We start from the raw sequence: 20,145 nt of genomic DNA, 5'->3' as shown, positions 1-20,145 counted from the left end.
TCGGCGGGCGCGTCGTGCAGAATCGGGGGCATGACGACCCCGGAGCGCCCCTCATCAGTGCCGCAGCCGCCGGTTCCGCCCGCGCGGGACCGGGTCTACCGCTCGCCCATGGGCATGGTGGGTGGTGTTCTGCTGCTCGGCGTCGCGCTCTGGCTGGGGATCGACGCGCTGGTGCAGGGGTCGGGGCGGGCGCCCTGGCTGGCGCTGGCGTCGCTGCTGCTGATCGTGCCCGCGGTGACCGCGTTCACGCTGCGGCCGGCGGTCTTCGCCAACGAGGACCGGCTGCGGATCCGGAACCCGTTCCGGGCGGTGGTGCTGCCCTGGGGGCAGGTCGTCTCCCTGCGGTCCGGGTACTCCAACGAGGTCGTGGACCGGTCCGGGGCGAAGTACCAGCTGTGGGCGATCCCCGTGTCCCTGCGGGCCCGGAAGAAGGCGGCCCGGCGGACCGCGCGGGCGGAGGCCCAGCGCAGCGGGCAGCGCGTCGGCCGGGGCGGCCTCGGGCTGGGGTTCGGGGGGCTCGGGGGCGGCGATGAGATCGACGGGCCCGTGCGCGCCGAGACCGACCGGGTGATGGACGAGCTGCGGGAGCTGCACGCGAGCCGGGAGAAGGCCGAGTCCGCGCAGGGTGAGGTCACCGTGCGATGGGCCTACGAGGTGCTCGGACCGTTCGTCGCGGGGCTTGTGCTGCTGGTCGTGCTGTTGCTGGTGGGCTGAGGGAGCGTTGCTGCCGGTTTTTGCCGGGGGCGCCTTCTCGGCGCCGCAACCAACCCGGTCGCTCGCGTGTCTCGTCAGTGATGACTACACATGTTCGGCCGCCGTCGCCCCTGCCCCTGCCCGAGTCCGTGGTGCCCCCGGGCGCCCTGCCCTGGAGCGGTGAACAGGGGCGGGGCTGGGTCGCGGAGCTGCCGCCCCGGTGGGTGCCTCTACGGGCGTACGGACGGTACGACGAACTGGTGACCGCCGCGGCCGGCGGGATCACCCTCGCCCTGGCCGCCGCGGGTGTGGAGCCGTATCTCGCGGCCTTGCTGCCGCTCCAGCTGCTGTGGGTTCTGCTGCGGCCCGAGGTGGTGCGGGTCGCCGCGCCGGGGCTCGTGGTGGCGGTCGCCCTGGAGGGGCCGGGGTGGGCCGGGCTGCTCGGGGCGGGGGTGCTCGCCGGAAGCTGCCTCGCGCTCGCCGAGGTGCGGCTGCGGGCCCGGAAGCGGCAGCGGGCGTGCGCGCTGGCCGCCGCGGCGGGGGTCACGGCTGCGGTGCCGGTGGCCGGGTCGCCGTTGCGGCGGGGTGTGCTGCTCGGGGTGTTCGGGGTGGTGCTGATCGTCGGTGGCGGGGTGGCGGTCGGGTTCGGCGGGGTGGCCGCCGCCGTCGGGTTCCTGCTGATCGGGGTGGGCCTCACGGTCCTGGTCTCGGGCGGGCTCGGGCGGGTCCGTGCCTCCCGGCTGGGGGCGGGGCCGGCGCCGGTCCTGCGGGTGCTGGTGCGGGACGATCCGGCGGCCCTGACCGAGGTGTTCGCCGCGGATGACGTGGCCGCGCGGCGGCCGCTGTTCGCTGTGTCGGTGCTGCCCTTGGACTCCGACGAGGAGGAGTCCAAGGCCGATGACGAGGCCGATGACGAGGCCGACGACGGCCTTCTCGAGCGGATGGACGACGACGCGCCTGGCCCGCTGCGCGAGGGGCTGCTCTACGGGGTGCCCTACGACGGTGCCGAGGTCGTGATCGTCAGTGCCGACGAGGACCCGGGCCACCCGCCCGTCGTGGAGCGGTCGGTCGGGGCCGTGCGGCCGGTGCGGGGCGTCCCTTCGGCCGCGGAGGCGCCGGTCGAGGTCGCCATCGTCGCCCAGCCCGTGCTGCGGTGGCGTGCGGGGCGGCTGGACTGGCTGGCGGCCGTGCTGCTGGCGCAGTGGGGTGTCTGGCTGAGCTGGGCGGTGTTCACGGATGCCGGGGTGCCGCTGTGGCAGCAGCTGCTGGTCCTGGTGGTGGGGCTCTACGGCGCCGCCCGGCTGCCGGTGAAGGCGGGCTGGCGGATCACCGCCGACCGGACGGGACTGTGGATCAACGGCCTGTTCAAGGTCACCCACATCCCCTGGGACGACTTCCGCTCCGCCCGCCATCAGTCCATGGAACTGAAGCTGCGGTGGCGCGGCGGACACTCCTGGACCATCGCCGCCCCCCGCTGGCAGTGGCTGGAACGACGACGCGCCCTGAGCCACCCCTACGACCGCCTGGCCGCCGAGCTGAACACCCTGTACTCCGACCCGGACCTGCGGCCGACGGGCGAGGCCGAGGGCCGCGAACGCGGGCGACTGCTGTGGCCCTGGGCCCTGTTGCTGGCGGTCACGTGGGTAGCGGCACTGGCGGCGGTCCGGGCTGGGATGTAGGAGGCGCGGGGCGCCTGCGGCCTGCGTCTGTGGGTGGGGCGACCGGCGCGAGTGTGGGCGGGTGCTGTGGCCTTGTGGCGCTGCCGCTTGCGAGCGGCTGGGGCGGATCGGGCCGTGCCGCAGGGGGTGCGACGTGGCTCGGCTGGGCGTTTGAGCGGCCCGCGGTGCGTACGAGGACGTGTGCGGCCGGGTGTTCGCGGCCGACGGCCTTTTGGCACGGGTCGTCGTATGACCGGACGAGGCTGGCCGTTGACGGGCCCGCGGCCCGCGGCCCGCGGTCCGGGCGCGAGTGCGGGTGGGGTGCTGCTGCGGCCTTGGTTGCTGTTCGGGTCGGGGTGTAGCGCGGCGGCCCCCGTTACGACACGCCCCGCCGACCCCGACCTCCCTGCTCGGCCCCCCGTTACGGTGCGCTCGCCCAGACCAAGGGGATGTAGGCGCTGAAGTACGCCGAGGTTGCTGCCGCTGTGGTCAGGGTCAGGGTGCGGTAGCGGGGGGAGGAGCGCGTCAGGTGGAGGGCCAGGGGGAGGAGGAGGGGGAAGGCCGGGAGGAGGAAGCGGGCGCGGGGGAAGTAGACGGCGTCGCTGGTCAGGACGATGGCCAGGAGCGTGCCCGTGAACACCAGCAGCGGCAGCGGCTGCCGGTCCGCCACGGACAGTGCGAAGAGCACCGCCGACGCCAGCAGGACGCCTGTCACCAGCACCAGGAACAGCTCGGGCGTGGAGTCGTACAGCAGGATCTCGCGCATCCGGCGCAGGGTCCCGGCGCCGCCGTCCAGTTCGTTGCGCCACAGCCGCTGTACGGCGAAGTAGCCGTCCCAGCGGCCCGTGCGCAGGCCGACCCAGCCGACGTAACCGCACCAGCCGAGCGGGGCCAGGACCGCGGCGGCGAGGGCGCGGCGCGGGAAGGGGCGCCGGCGCAGGGCGAGGAGCGCGGTGACCGTGACCGCGGCCGCCACCGCGATGCCGGTCGGGCGGGTCAGGCCCGCGAGGACCGCGCCGGTCGCCGCCCACAGCCAGCGGCCGGTCAGCACGGCGTACAGGGACCAGGCGGCGCAGGCCGTGAACAGGGACTCGGTGTAGCCCATCCACTGCACGAGGCCGACCGGGTTCGCGGCCCACAGGGTGGTCACCAGGACGCCGACGCGCCTGCCGTACAGCAGGTCGCCGATGGCGAAGATGCCCCACGCGGCCAGCAGCGAGGCGACCACGGCGAGGCAGAGGCCGGTGCTCGCGGGGCTGCCCGGAGCGACGGCCGAGACGGTTTTGATCAGCAGCGGGTGGAGCGGGAAGAACGCCAGGTTGTTGGCGTTGTAGGCGGTGCCGAGGACGGTCGCGTAGCCGTGCTCGGCGATGCCCAGGTACCAGTCGGCGTCCCACTTCGTCGCCAGGATCGGCCAGACGTCCTGCCCCTTGCGGTGCGCCCAGAGGGTCAGCACCAGCAGGCCCGTCACGCGTACGGCGACGTAGGCGAGGAGCGCCGGGGCCGCGCGGCGGAGGGGGCCGGGACGGCGAGCGGGTAAGGCGGGGGCGGGGGTCGCTCGGGGTGTCGGCCGGAAGGCGGTCGAGGACACGGCGGCGGCTCCTGGGCTGACGTGGGGGCGGGTGCCGGTCCACGGTTGCCCGGAGGGCGCGGTGGCGCGGGGCGTCCGCGTCCACCGCCGCGCCGAAATCACCCGATGGGGCGCCCCCGCGCGGAGGCGCCCCGTCGTCGGCCGCGGGAGCCGCGGATCAGATGCCGGCCGCCGCCGACAGATCCCGCTTGACCGCCGCCAGCAGCTCGGTGGCCCGGGCGCGGGCCGCCGGCAGGGCGGAGTGGCCGGCGACCGGCACGACGACCTCCAGGTAGCACTTGAGCTTGGGCTCGGTGCCGCTGGGGCGGACGATCACCCGGGCGCCGTCCAGGGTGTAGCGCAGCCCGTCGGTGGGCGGCAGCCGGTCCGTGCCCCGGGTGAGGTCCTCGGCCCGGGTGATGGCGAGGCCCGCCAGCTCCGTCGGCGGCTGCTCGCGCAGTCTGCGCATGGCGTCCGCGATGACCGACAGGTCCTCCACGCGCACCGAGAGCTGGTCGGTGGCGTGCAGCCCGTGCTCGACGGCGAGGTCGTCCAGGAGGTCGAGCAGGGTGCGGCCCTGCTCCTTCAGCTCCGAGGCCAGCTCGGTGATCAGCAGCGCCGCGGTGATGCCGTCCTTGTCGCGGACGCCGTCGGGGTCGACGCAGTAGCCGAGGGCCTCCTCGTAGCCGTAGCGCAGACCGTCCACGCGGGCGATCCACTTGAAGCCGGTGAGGGTCTCCTCGTACGGGAGGCCCGCCTTCTCGGCGATCCGGCCGAGGAGGGAGGAGGAGACGATCGACTCGGCGAACGTGCCGGTCGCGCCCCGGCGGACCAGGTGCGCGGCGAGCAGCGCGCCGACCTCGTCGCCGCGCAGCATCCGCCACGCGTCCCCGCCCTTGACGGCCACGGCGCAGCGGTCGGCGTCGGGGTCGTTGGCGATGACGAGGTCCGGTCCGGTCGCGCGGGCCTTCGCGAAGGCGAGGTCCATCGCGCCGGGCTCTTCCGGGTTGGGGAAGGCGACGGTGGGGAAGTCCGGGTCGGGCTCGGCCTGTTCGGTGACGAGCGCGGGCGCCGGGAAGCCGGCCCTCGCGAACGCGGCGAGCAGCACGTCCTTGCCGACGCCGTGCATGGCCGTGTAGACCGTGCGGGCGGTACGGGGGGAGTCCGGGGCGAGGACGGCGTCCGTGCGGGCGAGGTAGGCGTCCAGGACGCTCTCGTCGAGGGTCTCCCAGCCGGTGGCGGGGCGCGGGACGGTGGTGAGGGAGCCGATGGCGTCGATCTCGGCGGCGATCTCGGCGTCGGCGGGCGGCACGATCTGGGAGCCGTCGCCGAGGTAGACCTTGTAGCCGTTGTCCCGGGGCGGGTTGTGGCTGGCGGTGACCTCCACGCCGGCGACCGCGCCGAGGTGCCGTATGGCGTACGCCAGGACGGGGGTGGGCAGCGGGCGGGGGAGTACGGCGGCCCGCAGGCCGGCGCCGGTCATCACGGCGGCGGTGTCGCGGGCGAAGTCCTCCGACTTGTGGCGGGCGTCGTAGCCGATGACCACGAGGCCGCCGTCCTGGCCCTGCTTCTTCAGGTACGCGGCGAGGCCGGCGGCGGCGCGGATGACGACCGTGCGGTTCATGCGCATCGGGCCGGCGCCGATCTCGCCGCGCAGGCCCGCGGTGCCGAACTGGAGGGTGCCGCTGAAGCGTGCGGCGAGCTCCGCGGTGTCCTTGGCGTCGATCAGCCCGGCGAGTTCGGCGCGGGTGTCCGCGTCGGGGTCCTCGGCGAGCCATGCCTGGGCCCTTGCGATGAGATCGTCGTGCACGTCGGGTCAACCTCTCGTGTTCGTTCGTTCGTTCGGCGCGGTGGGGTGCTCGGCGGGTTTCTTCGCCCCGGCCGCCCCTGCCCGTCCCGTCCTCCAGGGGCTGCCGCCCCTTCGACCCCGCCCCAGGGGGCTCTGCCCCCTGGACACCCGCTCCTCGAACGCCGGAGGGGCTGGTCGCAGCGAGGGCGAGGGAGCAGTCCGCCCGGATTACAGGCGTCCCAGCACCTGTGCCAGCAGGGAGCCCATCCGGGTCGCGCTGTCGCGGCCGGCCTGGAGGACTTCCTCGTGGTTCAGGGGCTCGCCCGTCATCCCCGCGGCGAGGTTCGTGACCAGGGAGATGCCCAGCACCTCCGCGCCCGCCTCACGCGCCGCGATGGCCTCCAGGACCGTCGACATGCCCACCAGGTCCGCCCCGATGACCCGCGCCATGCGGATCTCCGCCGGAGTCTCGTAGTGCGGGCCGGGGAACTGGGCGTACACGCCCTCCTCCAGCGTGGGGTCGATCTCCTTGCACAGCGCCCGCAGCCGCGGCGAGTACAGGTCCGTCAGATCGACGAAGTTCGCGCCCACGATCGGCGAGGTCGCGGTGAGGTTGATGTGGTCGCTGATCAGGACCGGCTGCCCGGGGCGCATGCCCTCGCGCAGACCACCGCACCCGTTCGTGAGCACGATGGTCTTGCAGCCGGCCGCGACCGCGGTACGGACGCCGTGCGCGACCGCGGCCACCCCACGGCCCTCGTAGTAGTGCGTACGCCCGAGGAAGACCAGCGCCCGCTTCTCGCCGATCCTGTACGAGCGGACCTTGCCGCCGTGGCCCGCGACCGCCGGCGCCGGGAACCCGGGCAGCTCGGTGACCGGGAACTCGGCGTCGGGATCACCGAGGGCCCCCACGGCCGGCGCCCAGCCGGAGCCCATCACGAGGGCGACGTCGTGGGTCTCGGCCCCGGTCAGTTCGCGCAGGCGAGCGGCGGCGGCGTCGGCGGCGGAATAGGGGTCGCCCTGGATGTCGTCCGGAAGAAGAGATGCGTTCACGCCGACGAGGGTAGCCGGTCTCTGCCTACGCGCGTAGATGACAGAGCCCACGGGATGGCGATCGTTGTCTTGTTGTTTCCGACGAAACGCTCCCCGGCCGGGGCACCTCAGCAGGGCCGCTTGCGCAGTTCCATCACGTAGTCGTGCGGCGCCCCCGCCGACTCCGCCGCGTCGGCCACCTCGCCGAGGTAGCGGGCCGAGGGCAGGCCGCCCTCGTAGCCGTCCAGGACGTACGCCCAGGCGGACTCCTCGCCGTCCAGGGTGACCGGCCGTACCCGCGTCCGGCGGTAGACGCCCAGGCCCACGCCCTCCCAGCGGTCCAGGGACTCCTCGTCCATCGGGGCGATGTCGTACAGCGCGACGAAGACCTGGGACAGGGGGTCCTCGACGATCGTCGCCAGCGCGCCCTCCCAGCCCATCTGCTCGCCCCCGAAGGTCAGCCGCCACCCGTTCAGCCAGCCGGTGGCGCGCAGCGGCGAGTGCGGGGCGCGGCGGGTCATCAGCCGCGCGTCGAGGTTGCCGGCGTACGCGGCGTAGAGCGACATGGGGAGAGGGTACGGCAGGCGCCCCGGCAGTCCCTCCCGTAACAGTGGGATCTCGGGCGGGCCCCTGGGCCGTAGCACCGGGGCGCGTGCGGGACAATGGAGTACGTGACTCGGATCGTGATCATCGGTGGCGGACCCGGCGGATACGAAGCGGCGCTGGTCGCCGCTCAGCTCGGCGCGGAGGTGACCGTCGTCGACTGCGACGGCCTGGGCGGGGCGTCGGTGCTCACCGACTGCGTACCGTCCAAGACTCTGATCGCCACGGCCGAGGTGATGACCACCTTCGACTCCTCGTACGAGGAGCTCGGCATCATCGTGGCCGACGACACCCCGCACATCGACACCCCCGCGCGGGTCGTCGGCGTGGACCTGGGCAAGGTCAACCGGCGCGTGAAGCGGCTGGCGCTCGCCCAGTCGCACGACATCACCGCTTCCGTGACCCGCGCGGGCGCCCGGGTCCTGCGCGGCCGGGGACGGCTCGACGGGATGCAGTCCCTCGACGGCTCCCGCAAGGTGATCGTCACCGCCGCCGACGGCACCGAGGAGATCCTCCCCGCCGACGCCGTCCTCATCGCCACCGGCGGTCACCCGCGCGAGCTGCCCGACGCCCAGCCCGACGGCGAGCGCATCCTCAACTGGACCCAGGTCTACGACCTCGACGAGCTGCCGGAGGAGCTCATCGTGGTCGGTTCGGGTGTGACCGGCGCCGAGTTCGCCGGCGCCTACCAGGCCCTCGGGTCGAAGGTCACGCTCGTGTCCTCGCGCGATCGCGTCCTGCCCGGTGAGGACCCCGACGCCGCCGCCGTCCTCGAGGACGTCTTCCGCCGCCGCGGCATGAACGTCATGGCCCGCTCCCGCGCCTCCGCCGCCAAGCGCGTCGGCGACCGGGTCGAGGTCACCCTCGCCGACGGCCGCGTCATCACCGGCTCGCACTGCCTGATGGCCGTCGGCGCCATCCCGAACAGCGCCGGGCTCGGCCTGGAGGAGGCCGGCGTCCGGCTCCGCGACTCCGGGCACATCTGGACCGACAAGGTGTCCCGCACCACCGCCCCGGGGGTGTACGCCGCGGGCGACGTCACCGGCGTCTTCGCCCTCGCGTCCGTCGCCGCCATGCAGGGCCGCATCGCCATGTACCACTTCCTCGGCGACGCGGTGACCCCGCTGAACCTCAAGACGGTCTCCTCCAACGTCTTCACCGACCCGGAGATCGCGACCGTCGGCTACAGCCAGTCCGACGTGGACGCCGGGAAGATCGACGCCCGGGTCGTCAAGCTGCCGCTGCTGCGCAACCCGCGCGCCAAGATGCAGGGCATCCGGGACGGCTTCGTCAAGATCTTCTGCCGCCCCGGCACCGGCATCGTGGTCGGCGGCGTGGTCGTCGCCCCGCGCGCCTCGGAACTGATCCACCCCATCTCGATCGCCGTCGACAACAATCTGACGGTCGAACAGATCGCGAACGCGTTCACCGTGTACCCGTCTCTTTCGGGGTCGATCGCCGAGGTGGCCCGGCAGCTGCACACCCGCAAGAACGGCGGCGAGGCCTGACGGCTTGAACCGACTCCCCGCTGGTCACGGGGAGTTGTCGAGCATGCGTGCGGCATAGGCGCGGGGCGTAGCCCCTATACCACTTCCCGCCCTTCTGTACGAACAACTTCTGCTATTCGGCGCAAACTGCTGAAACCAGACGGTCGTTGGGGTTACTGTCAGTTTCGTGTTCGCTGCAGAACGTCGCCAATTGATCCTCGAAATGGTGCGAGCGAACGGGGCCGTGTCGCTCCGTGAGCTCGCCCGCGTCGTCCAGACCTCCGAAGTGACCGTACGGCGGGACGTGCGCGCGCTGGAGGCAGAAGGACTCCTCGACCGCCGGCATGGCGGTGCGGTATTGCCGGGCGGGTTCACGCGGGAGTCCGGCTTTCCGCAGAAATCACATCTCGCGACCGCCGAGAAGACGGCCATCGCCGATCTCGCCGCGAACTTCGTCGAAGAGGGCGAGGCCATCGTGGTCGGGGCCGGTACGACCACGCAGGAGCTGGCCCGCCGGCTGGCCCGGGTGCCCGGGCTGACCGTCGTCACCAACTCCCTGCTGGTGGCCCAGGCGCTGGCCCACGCGAACCGGGTGGAGGTCGTGATGACCGGCGGCACCCTGCGCGGTTCCAACTACGCCCTCGTCGGCTCCGGCGCCGAGCAGTCCCTCCAGGGGCTGCGGGTCTCCCGGGCCTTCCTGTCCGGGAGCGGCCTCACGGCCGAGCGCGGCCTGTCCACGTCCAACATGCTCTCGGCGTCCGTCGACCGGGCGCTGGTGCAGGCGGCGGCCGAGGTCGTCGTGCTCGCCGATCACACCAAGCTCGGCACGGACACCATGTTCCAGACCGTGCCCACGGACGTGATCACGCGGCTGGTGACCGACGAACCGCCGGCCCATGACGACCGTGCCCAGACCGAACTGCAGGCCCTTGCCGATCAGGGGGTGCAGATCGCCGTGGCCGGGGCGAGCGGGAGCCCGGGGGGTGACGAAGTCCCGGCGCGGAGGGCACGTTCCGTGCCGGGGCCCCGGCGGAGTACTCCGGCCGGCCTTCGCTCCGCGATGCTCGGGGAGCCGGTTCCAGGGTCCGAGCGGGCGCGGGTCGCCGACCTCCGGCGACGGTAGGTCCCCCGCGCTCCTAGCGGTCCGCTTTCAGTCCCCGCAGGGTCAGCATCAGCAGCCGCTCCGCCAGGTCCGGGTCCCCCGGCCGCTCCTCCGCCGCCAACGCGATGGCGTGGGTGAGCTGGAGCAGATCACCGATCGCCACGTCCGTGCGGACCATGCCCGCCTCCTGCGCCCTGCTCAGCAGCTCGCCGCCCGCCTCCCTGATGGGGTCGCTGCAGCGGGACAAGGCCGACGTGTCGTCGTGGGAGACCGACATCAGCGCCCGCGACAGCCCCCGGTACTCGCTCGCGTGCCGGACCATCTCCCGCAGCCAGGTCACCAGGGCCGTGCACGGCTCCGGGGCCCGGCACAGTTCGCGGGCCCGGTCCAGCAGGTCGCTCACCGCGTCCTCGAAGACCGCGCTCAGCAGTGCGTGCCGGTTGGGGAAGTGGCGGTAGAGGGTGCCGATTCCCACGCCCGCCCGGCGGGCCACGTCCTCCAGCGACGCGTCCGTGCCGTGCTCGGCGAAGGCGGCGCGGGCCTCGGTGAGGAGGCGCTCGTAGTTGCGCCGGGCATCGGCGCGCATCGCCCGCGGAGCGACCGGCGCCGCCGTCGCACCAGCGCTCTCCGCGGTCCCGCGCGAGGTCGCGCCCACCATGGCCCCCACCTGCTCTCATCAGCGCCCGGCTCTTCCCTCAGGATGCCATCGCCCACCCCCGAGCGGCCCTCCCGGACCGGGCCCGGCGCCGTACGGGAAAACGAGGCGCCCGGCGGACTGTTCGGTGCAGTCCGCCGGGCGCCTCGGGAGATGCGTACGGCTCAGTCCTTGATCTCGCAGATCGCGGCGCCGGAGGTGAGGGACGCGCCGACCTCGGCCGACAGGCCCTTGATGGTACCGGACTTGTGGGCGTTGAGCGGCTGTTCCATCTTCATGGCCTCCAGGACGACGACCAGGTCGCCCTCCTTGACCTCCTGGCCCTCCTCGACCGCGATCTTCACGATCGTGCCCTGCATCGGCGAGGCGAGGGTGTCGCCGGAGGCGACGGGACCGGACTTCTTCGCCGCGCGCCGCTTGGGCTTGGCGCCCGCCGCGAGGCCGGTGCGGGCCAGCGACATGCCGAGCGAGGACGGCAGCGAGACCTCCAGGCGCTTGCCGCCCACCTCGACGACGACCGTCTCCCGGCCCGTCTCCTCGTCCGCGTCCACGTCGGCGGGCGCGGCGAAGGGCTTGATCTCGTTGACGAACTCGGTCTCGATCCAGCGGGTGTGAACCGTGAACGGGTCCTGGCTGCCGGTGAGTTCGGGGGCGAACGCCGGGTCCTTGACGACCGCGCGGTGGAACGGGATGGCCGTGGCCATGCCCTCGACCTGGAACTCCTCCAGGGCGCGCGCGGCCCGCTGGAGGGCCTCCTTGCGGGTGCGGCCGGTCACGATCAGCTTGGCCAGCAGCGAGTCCCAGGCGGGGCCGATGACCGAGCCGGACTCCACGCCCGCGTCCAGCCGGACACCGGGCCCGGACGGCGGGTCGAAGGCGGTGACGGTGCCGGGCGCCGGGAGGAAGTTGCGGCCCGGGTCCTCGCCGTTGATGCGGAACTCGAAGGAGTGCCCGCGCAGCACCGGGTCGCCGTAGCCGAGCTCCTCACCGTCGGCGATCCGGAACATCTCGCGCACCAGGTCGATGCCCGCGACCTCCTCGGTGACCGGGTGCTCCACCTGCAGACGGGTGTTGACCTCCAGGAAGGAGATCGTGCCGTCCATGCCGACCAGGAACTCCACCGTGCCGGCGCCGACGTAGCCGGCCTCCTTCAGGATGGCCTTGGAGGAGGAGTACAGCTCCGCCATCTGCGCCTCGGACAGGAACGGCGCCGGGGCCTCCTCGACCAGCTTCTGGTGCCGGCGCTGCAGCGAGCAGTCACGGGTCGACACCACGACGACATTGCCGTGGGTGTCGGCCAGGCACTGGGTCTCCACGTGCCGCGGCTTGTCCAGGTAGCGCTCGACGAAGCACTCGCCCCGCCCGAACGCGGCGACGGCCTCGCGGACCGCCGAGTCGTACAGCTCCGGCACCTCTTCGAGGGTCCGGGCGACCTTCAGACCACGGCCACCGCCACCGAAGGCGGCCTTGATCGCGATCGGCAGACCGTGCTGCTCGGCGAAGGCGACGACCTCCTCGGCGCCGGAGACCGGGTCGGGCGTACCGGCGACCAGCGGCGCACCGGCGCGCTGGGCGATGTGACGGGCGGCGACCTTGTCCCCGAGATCCCGGATCGCCTGCGGCGGCGGGCCGATCCAGATCAGGTCCGCGTCGAGAACCGCCTGAGCGAACTCGGCGTTCTCCGAGAGGAAGCCGTAGCCGGGATGGATGGCGTCCGCCCCCGACTCGCGCGCCGCCTTCAAGACCTTGTCGATGTCCAGGTAACTGGTGGCCGGAGTGTCACCGCCCAGCGCGAACGCCTCATCCGCGGCGCGGACATGCAGAGCGTCCCGGTCCGGGTCGGCGTATACGGCCACGCTCGCGATACCGGCGTCCCGGCATGCCCGGGCCACGCGGACAGCGATTTCGCCACGGTTGGCGATGAGCACCTTGCGCACGATTGAGGCTCCCTCCTTGAAACAAGCCGAGTTTAGGGACTGCCGACACGGCACTTCGACCCGTCCCCAATGGTGAGCTTGCCCACACGGAGCGTGATTCGAGGCTCGCTCGACCCGCGAAATCCCTTGTCGCACCGCCGTACGCAGGACTCCTCGGGGCAACCCTAGCCCTCGGGTGTGGTCAAGGTCTCTGTGAAGGCGTGCTGCGGCCCACTCTGTTTCTTTGTGGAGTCCCTACGAATGGCCCAATGATTCTTTGCCACTCCCAGAACCCTTGTCCCGAGGTTTACCCGTTAGTAGCGTTCGATGTCCTGAACGTACTTGCAGTAACCGCAGTCCTGCTAGGACGGCGCTAGAGCGCTCGGAAGTGGGTGGGGGCCGGTGGTGCGCAGACCGGTGGCATGGGTGGTGGCGGTCGTCCTGTTCGCCGAGGCGTTCGGCATCGCGGCGGTGCAGTGGTTCCTGGGCGTCGTGGTCGACCGCCAGGACATGTCCCTGGCGGGCCTCGACCCGGACGTGATGTCGGTGTCCTCGAAGATCGGCGGACTCGTCTTCGGCCTGTACTTCGCCCTGTGCGGCGTGGTCGCCCTGCTGGTGGCGCTGCGCGACCGCCCGGCGGCGGGCCTCGGCCGGGTGCTGCTGATCAGCGCGGCGGTGGTGCACGGACTGCTCGGCGCGTTCGCCTGGGGGCTGCTCGGCTGGGCCGAGTTCCTGTTCATGGTCGTGGTGCTGGGGCTGATCGTGCTGCTGCTGATGACCTACGACAGCCTCGCGGAGCCCGCCGACGCCGTGCCCGACGGGGAGGGCACGCCGCCGCCCGTCACCGGTCCGCCGGCGCCCACAACTCCGTGATCCCCACGCCCAGTTCGGCCAGCAGGCGGCGCAGCAGGGGCAGGCTGAGGCCGATGACGTTGCCGTGGTCGCCGTCGATGCCCTCGATGAACGGGGCCGAGCGGCCGTCCAGGGTGAACGCCCCGGCGACGTAGAGGGGTTCGCCCGAGGCGACGTACGCGGCGACCTCCTCGTCGGTGGGCTCGCCGAACCGGACGACGGTGGACGCGGTCGCGGAGGCGTACCGTCCGCTCGCGGTGTCCCAGACGCAGTGCCCGGTCTGCAGGGTGCCCGCCCGGCCGCGCATCGCCTTCCAGCGGGCGGTCGCCTCCTCGGCGTCGGCGGGCTTGCCGAGGGCCTGTCCGTCCAGGTCGAGGACGGAGTCGCAGCCGATCACCAGCGCGCCCATGACCTCCGGCCGGGCCGCCACGACGGAGGCCTTCGCCTCGGCCAGGGCGAGCGCCAGCTCGGCGGGGGTGGGTGCGGTGACGGCGTCCTCGTCGACGCCGCTCACGATGACCTCCGGGTCCAGGCCGGCCTGGCGCAGGAGGTTCAGCCGGGCGGGGGACTGGGAGGCGAGAACGAGCCGGCGGCGGGGGTGATCGGTCATGTGGTTCAGGGTAGACCGGTGACCAGCATCGCGAGCACCATGGCCAACGCCACGAGAACACCCAGTCTGCGGAGCATGCGTTGCATGTCGCGCAGTTCCTCGGGGGGCTCATCCTTGGGGTCGGACCACAACATGTTCCCAGCGTGCGTCGTGGCCGTCCCGGGCGCCTGAGTACGCGTACTCAAGTAGGCGCCCGGGGTTCCACTTCGCTGCGCTGGTCCGGTGTTTCAGCTCGGCCAGTACGTCCGTGCCCACGTCGTCGGCCCCGGCTGCGGCAGCCGGTGTGCCGCGACCCTCGCCGGGTCGGACCACGCGGCGCCCGGCTGGTCCGCGCCGGACGGCTCGGCCACCGCCGCCGCGGCGCGGGCGCGGACCACCGCCAGGGCGGCGGCCAGCTCCTCGGGTGTGGGGTTGCCCCGCAAGACCTTGATCGTCACAGCGGCTCCTTTACAGAGGGATGTTGCCGTGCTTCTTCGGCGGCAGGGACGCCCGCTTGGTGCGCAGCTGACGCAGCCCGCGCACGAGGTGCCGGCGGGTCTCCGACGGCATGATCACCGCGTCGACGTAGCCGCGCTCGGCCGCGACGTAGGGGTTGAGGAGGGTGTCCTCGTACTCCTGGATCAGCCGGGCGCGCACCACCGCTGCTTCTTCGGGGTCCTTCCCGTTCGCCTCGGCCTCGGCGATGGTCCTGCGGTGCAGGATGTTCACCGCGCCCTGCGCGCCCATCACCGCGATCTGCGCGGTCGGCCAGGCCAGGTTCAGGTCGGCGCCCAGGTGCTTGGAGCCCATGACGTCGTAGGCGCCGCCGAAGGCCTTGCGGGTGATGACGGTGATCAGCGGGACCGTCGCCTCGGCGTAGGCGTAGATCAGCTTGGCGCCGCGCCGGATGATGCCGGTGTGCTCCTGGTCCACGCCCGGCAGGAAGCCGGGCACGTCCACGAAGGTGAGGACGGGCACGTTGAACGCGTCGCACGTGCGCACGAACCGCGCGGCCTTCTCGGACGCGTCGATGTCCAGGCAGCCCGCGAACTGCATCGGCTGGTTGGCGACGACACCGACCGGCCGGCCCTCCACCCGCCCGAACCCGGTGAGGATGTTCGGCGCGAACAGCGGCTGCGTCTCGAAGAACTCGGCGTCGTCCAGGACATGCTCGATCACCGTGTGCATGTCGTACGGCTGGTTCGCGCTGTCCGGCACGATCACGTCCAGCTCGCGGTCCTCGTCGGTGAGTTCGAGGTCCGCCTCCTCCGGGAACGCCGGGGGCTCGGAGAGGTTGTTGGACGGCAGGTACGACAGCAGCTGCTTGACGTACTCGATGGCGTCCTTCTCGTCCCCGGCCATGTGATGGGCCACGCCCGAGGCGGAGTTGTGGGTCCGCGCGCCGCCCAGCTCCTCGAAGCCGACGTCCTCACCGGTGACGGTCTTGATGACGTCCGGACCGGTGATGAACATGTGCGAGGTCTGGTCGACCATGACCGTGAAGTCGGTGATGGCCGGCGAGTACACCGCGCCGCCCGCGCACGGCCCGACGACCAGGCTGATCTGCGGGATGACGCCCGAGGCGTGGGTGTTGCGGCGGAAGATCTCGCCGTAGGCGCCCAGCGACGCGACACCCTCCTGGATGCGGGCGCCGCCGGAGTCGTTGATGCCGATGACCGGGCAGCCGGTCTTCAGCGCGAAGTCCATCACCTTGACGATCTTCTGGCCGTAGACCTCGCCCAGCGCACCGCCGAAGACGGTGAAGTCCTGCGAGAACACCGCGACGGGGCGGCCGTCGACGGTGCCGTACCCGGTGACGACGCCGTCGCCGTAGGGGCGGTTGTGCTCCAGGCCGAAGTTGCTGGAGCGGTGCCGGGCGAATTCGTCCAGCTCGACGAACGAGCCTTCGTCCAGGAGGAGTTCGACCCGTTCACGGGCCGTCAGCTTGCCCTTGGCGTGCTGCTTCTCCACGGCACGTGCGGAGCCGGCGTGCGTCGCTTCCTCGATGCGGCGCTGAAGATCCGCGAGCTTGCCCGCGGTGGTGTGGATGTCGATCTGCTCTTCCGGCTCGGACATCGGGATCGCGGCTCCCTGCCTGCTCAAAAGGGGGGACGGTTACTCATCCGTAGAGTAGTGGTGCGTCTACCGATCGGCAGTGCGGCGTTTGCCACACCTAGGGTGGCTTGCATGACGCCGCGAGATGCATCAGACGACAGCCGCTGGTCCGACCTCGAACGCCCTCCGCTCAACGCCGTGGCGCTGCGCCGGGCGCTGGTCCGCGAGGGGGGTCTCTACCGTGAGCTGGAGGTGGTCCAGCGCACCGGGTCCACCAACTCCGACCTGGTGGCGCTGGCCGCGAAGGGCGCGGCCGAGGAGGGCGCGGTCCTGGTCGCGGAGGAACAGACGGCGGCCCGGGGCCGCCTGGACCGGCAGTGGACGGCACCGCCGCGCTCGGGTCTGTTCTTCTCCGTCCTGCTGAAGCCGGCCCAGGTGCCGGTCGAGCGGTGGGGCTGGCTGCCGCTGCTCACCGGCGTGGCGGTGGCGACGGGGCTGTCGCGGGCGGCCGGGGTCGACACGGCACTCAAGTGGCCGAACGACCTGCTGGTGACCGTGGGCGGGGAGGAGCGCAAGGCCGGTGGCATCCTCGCGGAGCGGGCCGGGGACGACGGGGTGGTGATGGGCGTCGGCATCAACGTCACCCTCAAGGAGGAGGAGCTCCCGGTGCCCCAGGCGGGGTCGCTGGCGCTGGCCGGGGCGGTGAGCACGGACCGGGACACCCTGCTGCGGGCGGTAATGCGGTCGCTGGAGGCCTGGTACGGGCGGTGGCGGTCGGCCGGGGGCGACCCCGCGGTGAGCGGCCTCCAGGAGACGTACGCGGCGGGCTGCGCGACGCTCGGCCGGGTGGTGCGGGCGGAGCTGCCCGGGGACCGGTCGATCGTCGGGGAGGCGGTGGCCGTGGACGGGGACGGGCGCCTGGTGATCGCGACGGAGGAGGGCGTGCGGGAGCCGGTGGGGGCGGGGGACATCGTGCACTTGCGGCCGGCGTGAGCGACGGCCCGGCCGGCCCGACGCCGAATACCGGAACGGACGCGATCAGGAAACCCTCTGCCCCGCTTAACGGAGTGAGCTGGCGCACACCTGCCGTAGAGTTGGGGCCGGTCGATACCTGACCGCGGCAGATCGGAAGGGCAGCAGGCGTGACCGTCGACGACACGGGCTCCGGCATGGACCCCCACGCCGCCGACCCCGGCGACGATCCACTCGCCCTGCGTCTCGAGCAGCTCATCCTCGGCGCGGAGCGGCGCTACACCCCTTTTCAGGCCGCCCGCAGCGCCGGTGTCTCCATGGAGCTGGCCTCCCGCTTCTGGCGGGCCATGGGCTTCGCCGACATCGGGCAGGCCAAGGCGCTGACCGAGGCCGACGTGCTGGCGCTCAGACGCCTCGCCGGTCTCGTCGAGGCGGGACTGCTGAGCGAGGCCATGGCCGTCCAGGTGGCCAGGTCCACCGGGCAGACCACCGCCCGGCTCGCCGAGTGGCAGATCGACTCCTTCCTGGAGGGCCTGACCGAGCCCCCCGAGCCGGGCATGACCCGCACGGAGGTCACCTACCCCCTGGTCGAGCTGCTCCTGCCCGAGCTGGAGGAGTTCATCGTCTACGTCTGGCGCCGCCAGCTCGCCGCCGCCACCGGCCGGGTCGTGCAGGCCGCCGACGACGAGGAGATGGTCGACCGGCGCCTCGCCGTCGGCTTCGCCGACCTGGTGGGGTTCACCCGCCTGACCCGGCGGATGGAGGAGGAGGAGCTCGGCGAGCTGGTCGAGGCGTTCGAGACCACCGCCGCCGACCTGGTCGCCGCGCGCGGCGGACGGCTCATCAAGACGCTCGGCGACGAGGTGCTGTACTCCGCCGACGACGCGGGCGTCGCCGCGGAGATCGCGCTGCGCCTCATCGAGACCATGGCGAACGACGAGACCATGCCGGAGCTGCGGGTCGGCATCGCCTTCGGCACGGTCACCACCCGTATGGGCGATGTCTTCGGTACGACCGTGAACCTCGCCTCCCGGCTGACCTCGATAGCTCCTCGGGACGCCGTCCTCGTCGACAGCGCCTTCGCGCAGGAGCTGATCCGGACCGGGGAGGCACCGGCCTCCGAGGCGGAGGCGGCCGAGGCCGCTGCCGCCGCCGAGAAGGAGGGCGAGGAACCGCCGACATACCGGTTCGCGCTGCAGCCGATGTGGCAGCGGCCCGTGCGTGGCCTCGGCGTGGTCGAGCCGTGGTTGCTCACCCGGCGGGACGCGACGCCGTCGTAGCGGTCAGTCCTCGCGCTCGGCCGGCGGGTCCCCGGTCGATGTGGCGGCGGCCGGTGGGTGGCCGTGGTGTGGTCGAGCCGTGGTTGCTCACCCGGCGGGACGCGACGCCGTCGTAGCGGTCAGTTCACGCGCTCGGCCAGCGGATCCACGCACAGCCCGATGACCGGCAGGCACACGCCCGGCCGGTCGGTGGGGCCGGGCGTGGGCTCCGGGGCCGGTGTGTGCGCGGGCCGGCTGGGGGCGGCGGGCTGAGGCGCCGGGTGGGTCGTCGCGGGCGGCGGCTGCGGTGTGTCGGTCCTCGGGGCCTCGGGAATGGTCGTGGCCGGGTCCAGCGGAGCCTGTGGATCTTGCGGAGGCGAGGGCGTGGGTGCGGTCGGCGCCGGGTTCGCCGGTGCTGGACTCGGGGGTGCCGTGGGGGTCGGGGCGCCCGGGCCGCCCAGCGCGGTGGTCGCGGACGGGCTGACCCGCGGGAGCGGGCCCACCGCCGCGGCGGCGTTCGTGGCGTGGTCGGTGGCCGGGTCCGCGTCCCGCCAGGGTTCCGCCTCCGGTGCGTCCAGGGCGCCGAGACCCGACTCGGGGGTCAGCCGTACGAGGCTCAGGGCGCCGGCCGCCAGGGCGAGGCCCCCCGCGGCGAGCAGGACCTTGCGGGGACGGGGGCGGCGGTGCCGGCCGCGGGGGCCGAAGAGCCGGACGGGGGCACCGGTCTCCGGGTCCGGCACGGTCTGTGCCGCCGACGATTCCGTCACCGCCCTCACACTCCCTCCCCGCTCCGCCATGGCGGACGCACGCTATGCGCTCGGCGGACCAGGCGGGGCGGTTTGTGGGGATGTCACCCGAACGGGGTGCCTTCCGTGGAGGGGATCGGGCTGCGATGATCGGGGCGGTTGTTGTTAACCCGCGTTAACAGGAGGGTGTCATGAGCGAGGAGCGGTACGGGGAGTTCGTGCTGGTACGGCGGCACGGGGACGGCGGGCATGTCGCGGAGCTGGCCCTGGACCGGCCGAAGGCCATGAACGCCGTGTCCACGCAGATGGCGCGGTCCGTCGGCGAGGCGTGCGCCGCGCTGGGGGCGGACCCGGGCGTACGGGTGGTGGTGCTGACCTCGACGCATGAGCGGGCGTTCTGCGTCGGGGCTGATTTGAAGGAGCGGAACTCCTTCAGTGACGCGGATCTGGTGCGGCAGCGGCCGGTGGCCCGGGGTGCGTACACGGGGGTGCTGGAGCTGCCGGTGCCGACGATCGCGGCGGTCCACGGGTTCGCCCTCGGGGGCGGCTTCGAGCTGGCGCTCTCCTGCGACCTGATCGTGGCGGACCCGACCGCGGTGGTGGGGCTGCCGGAGGTGTCGGTCGGGGTGATCCCGGGCGGCGGCGGTACGCAGCTGCTGCCGCGGCGGGTCGGGGCGGCCCGGGCGGCCGAGCTGATCTTCACGGCACGGCGGGTGGAGGCCGTGGAGGCACGGGAGCTGGGTCTGGTGGACCAGCTGGTGGAGGAGGGGCGGGACCGGGAGGAGGCGCTGACCCTGGCCGGCCGGATCGCGGGGAACTCCCCGGTGGGCCTGCGGGCCGCCAAGCGGGCGCTGCGGCTCGGACAGGGGCTGGACCTCCGGGCCGGTCTCGAGGTCGAGGACGCGGCCTGGCGGGCGGTGGCGTTCTCGGGCGACCGGGCGGAGGGAGTGGCGGCCTTCAACGAGAAGCGAAAGCCGGCGTGGCCGGGGGAGTGAGGGGGCGGGGGCCGGTGCGGCCGGGGGTGTGACGGGGCGGGGGCCGGTGCGGCCGGGGGTGTGACGGGGCGGGGCCTGCCTCGTCGGGAGTGGCGGGGTGCGGTTTCGGCGGGGACGGAAATCCGGCCGGTCGGGGGCCTGGCGGGGTTTCGGTGGGGGACGGGGGCCCGCC

The 20,145-nt window shown here is 73.0% G+C and carries 19 protein-coding genes; 8 read left to right on the top strand and 11 right to left on the bottom strand.

Going from position 1 to position 20,145, the window contains the following annotated elements; genetic code table 11:
• Positions 1–30: 30 nt before the first annotated feature.
• Positions 31–714 carry a PH domain-containing protein gene (locus ACWD1Z_RS02280; protein WP_451114817.1) on the top strand — a complete coding sequence of 228 codons (684 nt, stop codon included), beginning with the start codon at positions 31–33 and terminating at the stop codon, positions 712–714.
• Between the two features lie 80 nt (positions 715–794).
• Positions 795–2,372, top strand: coding sequence for a hypothetical protein (locus tag ACWD1Z_RS02275; protein ID WP_451114815.1), 1,578 nt, complete (start codon positions 795–797; stop codon positions 2,370–2,372).
• A gap of 400 nt (positions 2,373–2,772) precedes the next feature.
• On the opposite strand, the gene ACWD1Z_RS02270 is transcribed toward ACWD1Z_RS02275, so the two are convergent.
• The 4 genes from ACWD1Z_RS02270 to ACWD1Z_RS02255 all read right to left on the bottom strand — a co-directional run bounded on the left by ACWD1Z_RS02270 (position 2,773) and on the right by ACWD1Z_RS02255 (position 7,308).
• On the bottom strand, positions 2,773–3,942 hold the full coding sequence (locus tag ACWD1Z_RS02270; RefSeq protein WP_451114813.1) for a hypothetical protein: 1,170 nt from the start codon (positions 3,940–3,942) through the stop codon (positions 2,773–2,775).
• A 157-nt stretch (positions 3,943–4,099) separates the two neighbouring features.
• Positions 4,100–5,731 (bottom strand): phospho-sugar mutase, encoded by a 1,632-nt coding sequence (locus tag ACWD1Z_RS02265; protein ID WP_451114811.1) that lies wholly within the window; start codon positions 5,729–5,731, stop codon positions 4,100–4,102.
• A gap of 207 nt (positions 5,732–5,938) precedes the next feature.
• Positions 5,939–6,763: a purine-nucleoside phosphorylase gene (locus ACWD1Z_RS02260; RefSeq protein WP_389415249.1), complete on the bottom strand. Its 825-nt coding sequence runs from the start codon at positions 6,761–6,763 to the stop codon at positions 5,939–5,941.
• A gap of 107 nt (positions 6,764–6,870) precedes the next feature.
• Positions 6,871–7,308 carry a gamma-glutamylcyclotransferase gene (locus tag ACWD1Z_RS02255; protein WP_451114809.1) on the bottom strand — a complete coding sequence of 146 codons (438 nt, stop codon included), beginning with the start codon at positions 7,306–7,308 and terminating at the stop codon, positions 6,871–6,873.
• A 96-nt stretch (positions 7,309–7,404) separates the two neighbouring features.
• On the opposite strand from ACWD1Z_RS02255, the gene ACWD1Z_RS02250 reads away from it, so the two are divergent.
• Together ACWD1Z_RS02250 and ACWD1Z_RS02245 are read left to right on the top strand one after the other, a co-directional pair.
• On the top strand, positions 7,405–8,853 hold the full coding sequence (locus ACWD1Z_RS02250; protein ID WP_451114808.1) for an NAD(P)H-quinone dehydrogenase: 1,449 nt from the start codon (positions 7,405–7,407) through the stop codon (positions 8,851–8,853).
• A gap of 166 nt (positions 8,854–9,019) precedes the next feature.
• Positions 9,020–9,955 (top strand): DeoR/GlpR family DNA-binding transcription regulator, encoded by a 936-nt coding sequence (locus ACWD1Z_RS02245; protein ID WP_451114806.1) that lies wholly within the window; start codon positions 9,020–9,022, stop codon positions 9,953–9,955.
• A gap of 13 nt (positions 9,956–9,968) precedes the next feature.
• Here ACWD1Z_RS02245 and ACWD1Z_RS02240 read toward each other — a convergent pair whose 3' ends face one another.
• Together ACWD1Z_RS02240 and ACWD1Z_RS02235 are read right to left on the bottom strand one after the other, a co-directional pair.
• Positions 9,969–10,520 (bottom strand): TetR/AcrR family transcriptional regulator, encoded by a 552-nt coding sequence (locus ACWD1Z_RS02240; protein WP_451115438.1) that lies wholly within the window; start codon positions 10,518–10,520, stop codon positions 9,969–9,971.
• Positions 10,521–10,753: 233 nt separating this feature from the next.
• Positions 10,754–12,526, bottom strand: coding sequence for an acetyl/propionyl/methylcrotonyl-CoA carboxylase subunit alpha (locus tag ACWD1Z_RS02235; RefSeq protein WP_451114804.1), 1,773 nt, complete (start codon positions 12,524–12,526; stop codon positions 10,754–10,756).
• Positions 12,527–12,907: 381 nt separating this feature from the next.
• Between ACWD1Z_RS02235 and ACWD1Z_RS02230 the strand changes: the two genes are divergently transcribed.
• Positions 12,908–13,378, top strand: coding sequence for a hypothetical protein (locus ACWD1Z_RS02230; RefSeq protein ID WP_451114802.1), 471 nt, complete (start codon positions 12,908–12,910; stop codon positions 13,376–13,378).
• Here the strand turns inward: ACWD1Z_RS02230 and ACWD1Z_RS02225 are convergent.
• The 4 genes from ACWD1Z_RS02225 to ACWD1Z_RS02210 form a co-directional block, all read right to left on the bottom strand.
• Positions 13,347–13,967, bottom strand: coding sequence for a nucleoside triphosphate pyrophosphatase (locus ACWD1Z_RS02225; protein WP_451114800.1), 621 nt, complete (start codon positions 13,965–13,967; stop codon positions 13,347–13,349). The genes ACWD1Z_RS02230 and ACWD1Z_RS02225 overlap by 32 nt on opposite strands.
• A gap of 5 nt (positions 13,968–13,972) precedes the next feature.
• Entirely contained in the window at positions 13,973–14,101 is a 129-nt protein-coding gene (gene mmpB / locus ACWD1Z_RS02220) for a morphogenic membrane protein MmpB (protein WP_451114798.1), read from the bottom strand.
• A 93-nt stretch (positions 14,102–14,194) separates the two neighbouring features.
• The gene (locus ACWD1Z_RS02215) at positions 14,195–14,404 is read right to left on the bottom strand and encodes an acyl-CoA carboxylase epsilon subunit (RefSeq protein WP_451114796.1); all 210 of its coding nucleotides are present in this window, start codon (positions 14,402–14,404) and stop codon (positions 14,195–14,197) included.
• A gap of 10 nt (positions 14,405–14,414) precedes the next feature.
• Complete coding sequence (locus ACWD1Z_RS02210; protein WP_451114794.1) at positions 14,415–16,022, bottom strand: acyl-CoA carboxylase subunit beta; 1,608 nt, start codon at positions 16,020–16,022, stop codon at positions 14,415–14,417.
• A gap of 111 nt (positions 16,023–16,133) precedes the next feature.
• On the opposite strand from ACWD1Z_RS02210, the gene ACWD1Z_RS02205 reads away from it, so the two are divergent.
• Positions 16,134–16,994, top strand: coding sequence for a biotin--[acetyl-CoA-carboxylase] ligase (locus ACWD1Z_RS02205; RefSeq protein ID WP_451114793.1), 861 nt, complete (start codon positions 16,134–16,136; stop codon positions 16,992–16,994).
• A gap of 149 nt (positions 16,995–17,143) precedes the next feature.
• Positions 17,144–18,253: an adenylate/guanylate cyclase domain-containing protein gene (locus ACWD1Z_RS02200; RefSeq protein ID WP_451114791.1), complete on the top strand. Its 1,110-nt coding sequence runs from the start codon at positions 17,144–17,146 to the stop codon at positions 18,251–18,253.
• Positions 18,254–18,372: 119 nt separating this feature from the next.
• On the opposite strand, the gene ACWD1Z_RS02195 is transcribed toward ACWD1Z_RS02200, so the two are convergent.
• Complete coding sequence (locus ACWD1Z_RS02195; RefSeq protein ID WP_451114789.1) at positions 18,373–18,999, bottom strand: hypothetical protein; 627 nt, start codon at positions 18,997–18,999, stop codon at positions 18,373–18,375.
• 170 nt (positions 19,000–19,169) lie between these two features.
• Between ACWD1Z_RS02195 and ACWD1Z_RS02190 the strand changes: the two genes are divergently transcribed.
• Complete coding sequence (locus ACWD1Z_RS02190; RefSeq protein ID WP_451114787.1) at positions 19,170–19,973, top strand: enoyl-CoA hydratase/isomerase family protein; 804 nt, start codon at positions 19,170–19,172, stop codon at positions 19,971–19,973.
• Positions 19,974–20,145: the final 172 nt, after the last annotated feature.

It is taken from the genome of Streptomyces sp. NPDC002784, assembly GCF_053592135.1.
Note: the sequence above shows the minus strand (reverse complement) of the source record. Positions and strands in the feature narration are given on the sequence as shown.

Excerpts from the sequence above, each read along its gene's own strand:
- ACWD1Z_RS02280 (WP_451114817.1), top strand. The coding sequence starts at position 31 with ATGACGACCCCGGAGCGCCCCTCATCAGTGCCGCAGCCGCCGGTTCCG.
- ACWD1Z_RS02275 (WP_451114815.1), top strand. The coding sequence starts at position 795 with ATGACTACACATGTTCGGCCGCCGTCGCCCCTGCCCCTGCCCGAGTCC.
- ACWD1Z_RS02255 (WP_451114809.1), bottom strand. The coding sequence starts at position 7,308 with ATGTCGCTCTACGCCGCGTACGCCGGCAACCTCGACGCGCGGCTGATG.
- ACWD1Z_RS02250 (WP_451114808.1), top strand. The coding sequence starts at position 7,405 with ATGGAGTACGTGACTCGGATCGTGATCATCGGTGGCGGACCCGGCGGA.
- ACWD1Z_RS02240 (WP_451115438.1), bottom strand. The coding sequence starts at position 10,520 with ATGCGCGCCGATGCCCGGCGCAACTACGAGCGCCTCCTCACCGAGGCC.
- ACWD1Z_RS02225 (WP_451114800.1), bottom strand. The coding sequence starts at position 13,967 with ATGACCGATCACCCCCGCCGCCGGCTCGTTCTCGCCTCCCAGTCCCCC.
- mmpB (WP_451114798.1), bottom strand. The coding sequence starts at position 14,101 with ATGTTGTGGTCCGACCCCAAGGATGAGCCCCCCGAGGAACTGCGCGAC.
- ACWD1Z_RS02210 (WP_451114794.1), bottom strand. The coding sequence starts at position 16,022 with ATGTCCGAGCCGGAAGAGCAGATCGACATCCACACCACCGCGGGCAAG.
- ACWD1Z_RS02205 (WP_451114793.1), top strand. The coding sequence starts at position 16,134 with ATGACGCCGCGAGATGCATCAGACGACAGCCGCTGGTCCGACCTCGAA.
- ACWD1Z_RS02190 (WP_451114787.1), top strand. The coding sequence starts at position 19,170 with ATGAGCGAGGAGCGGTACGGGGAGTTCGTGCTGGTACGGCGGCACGGG.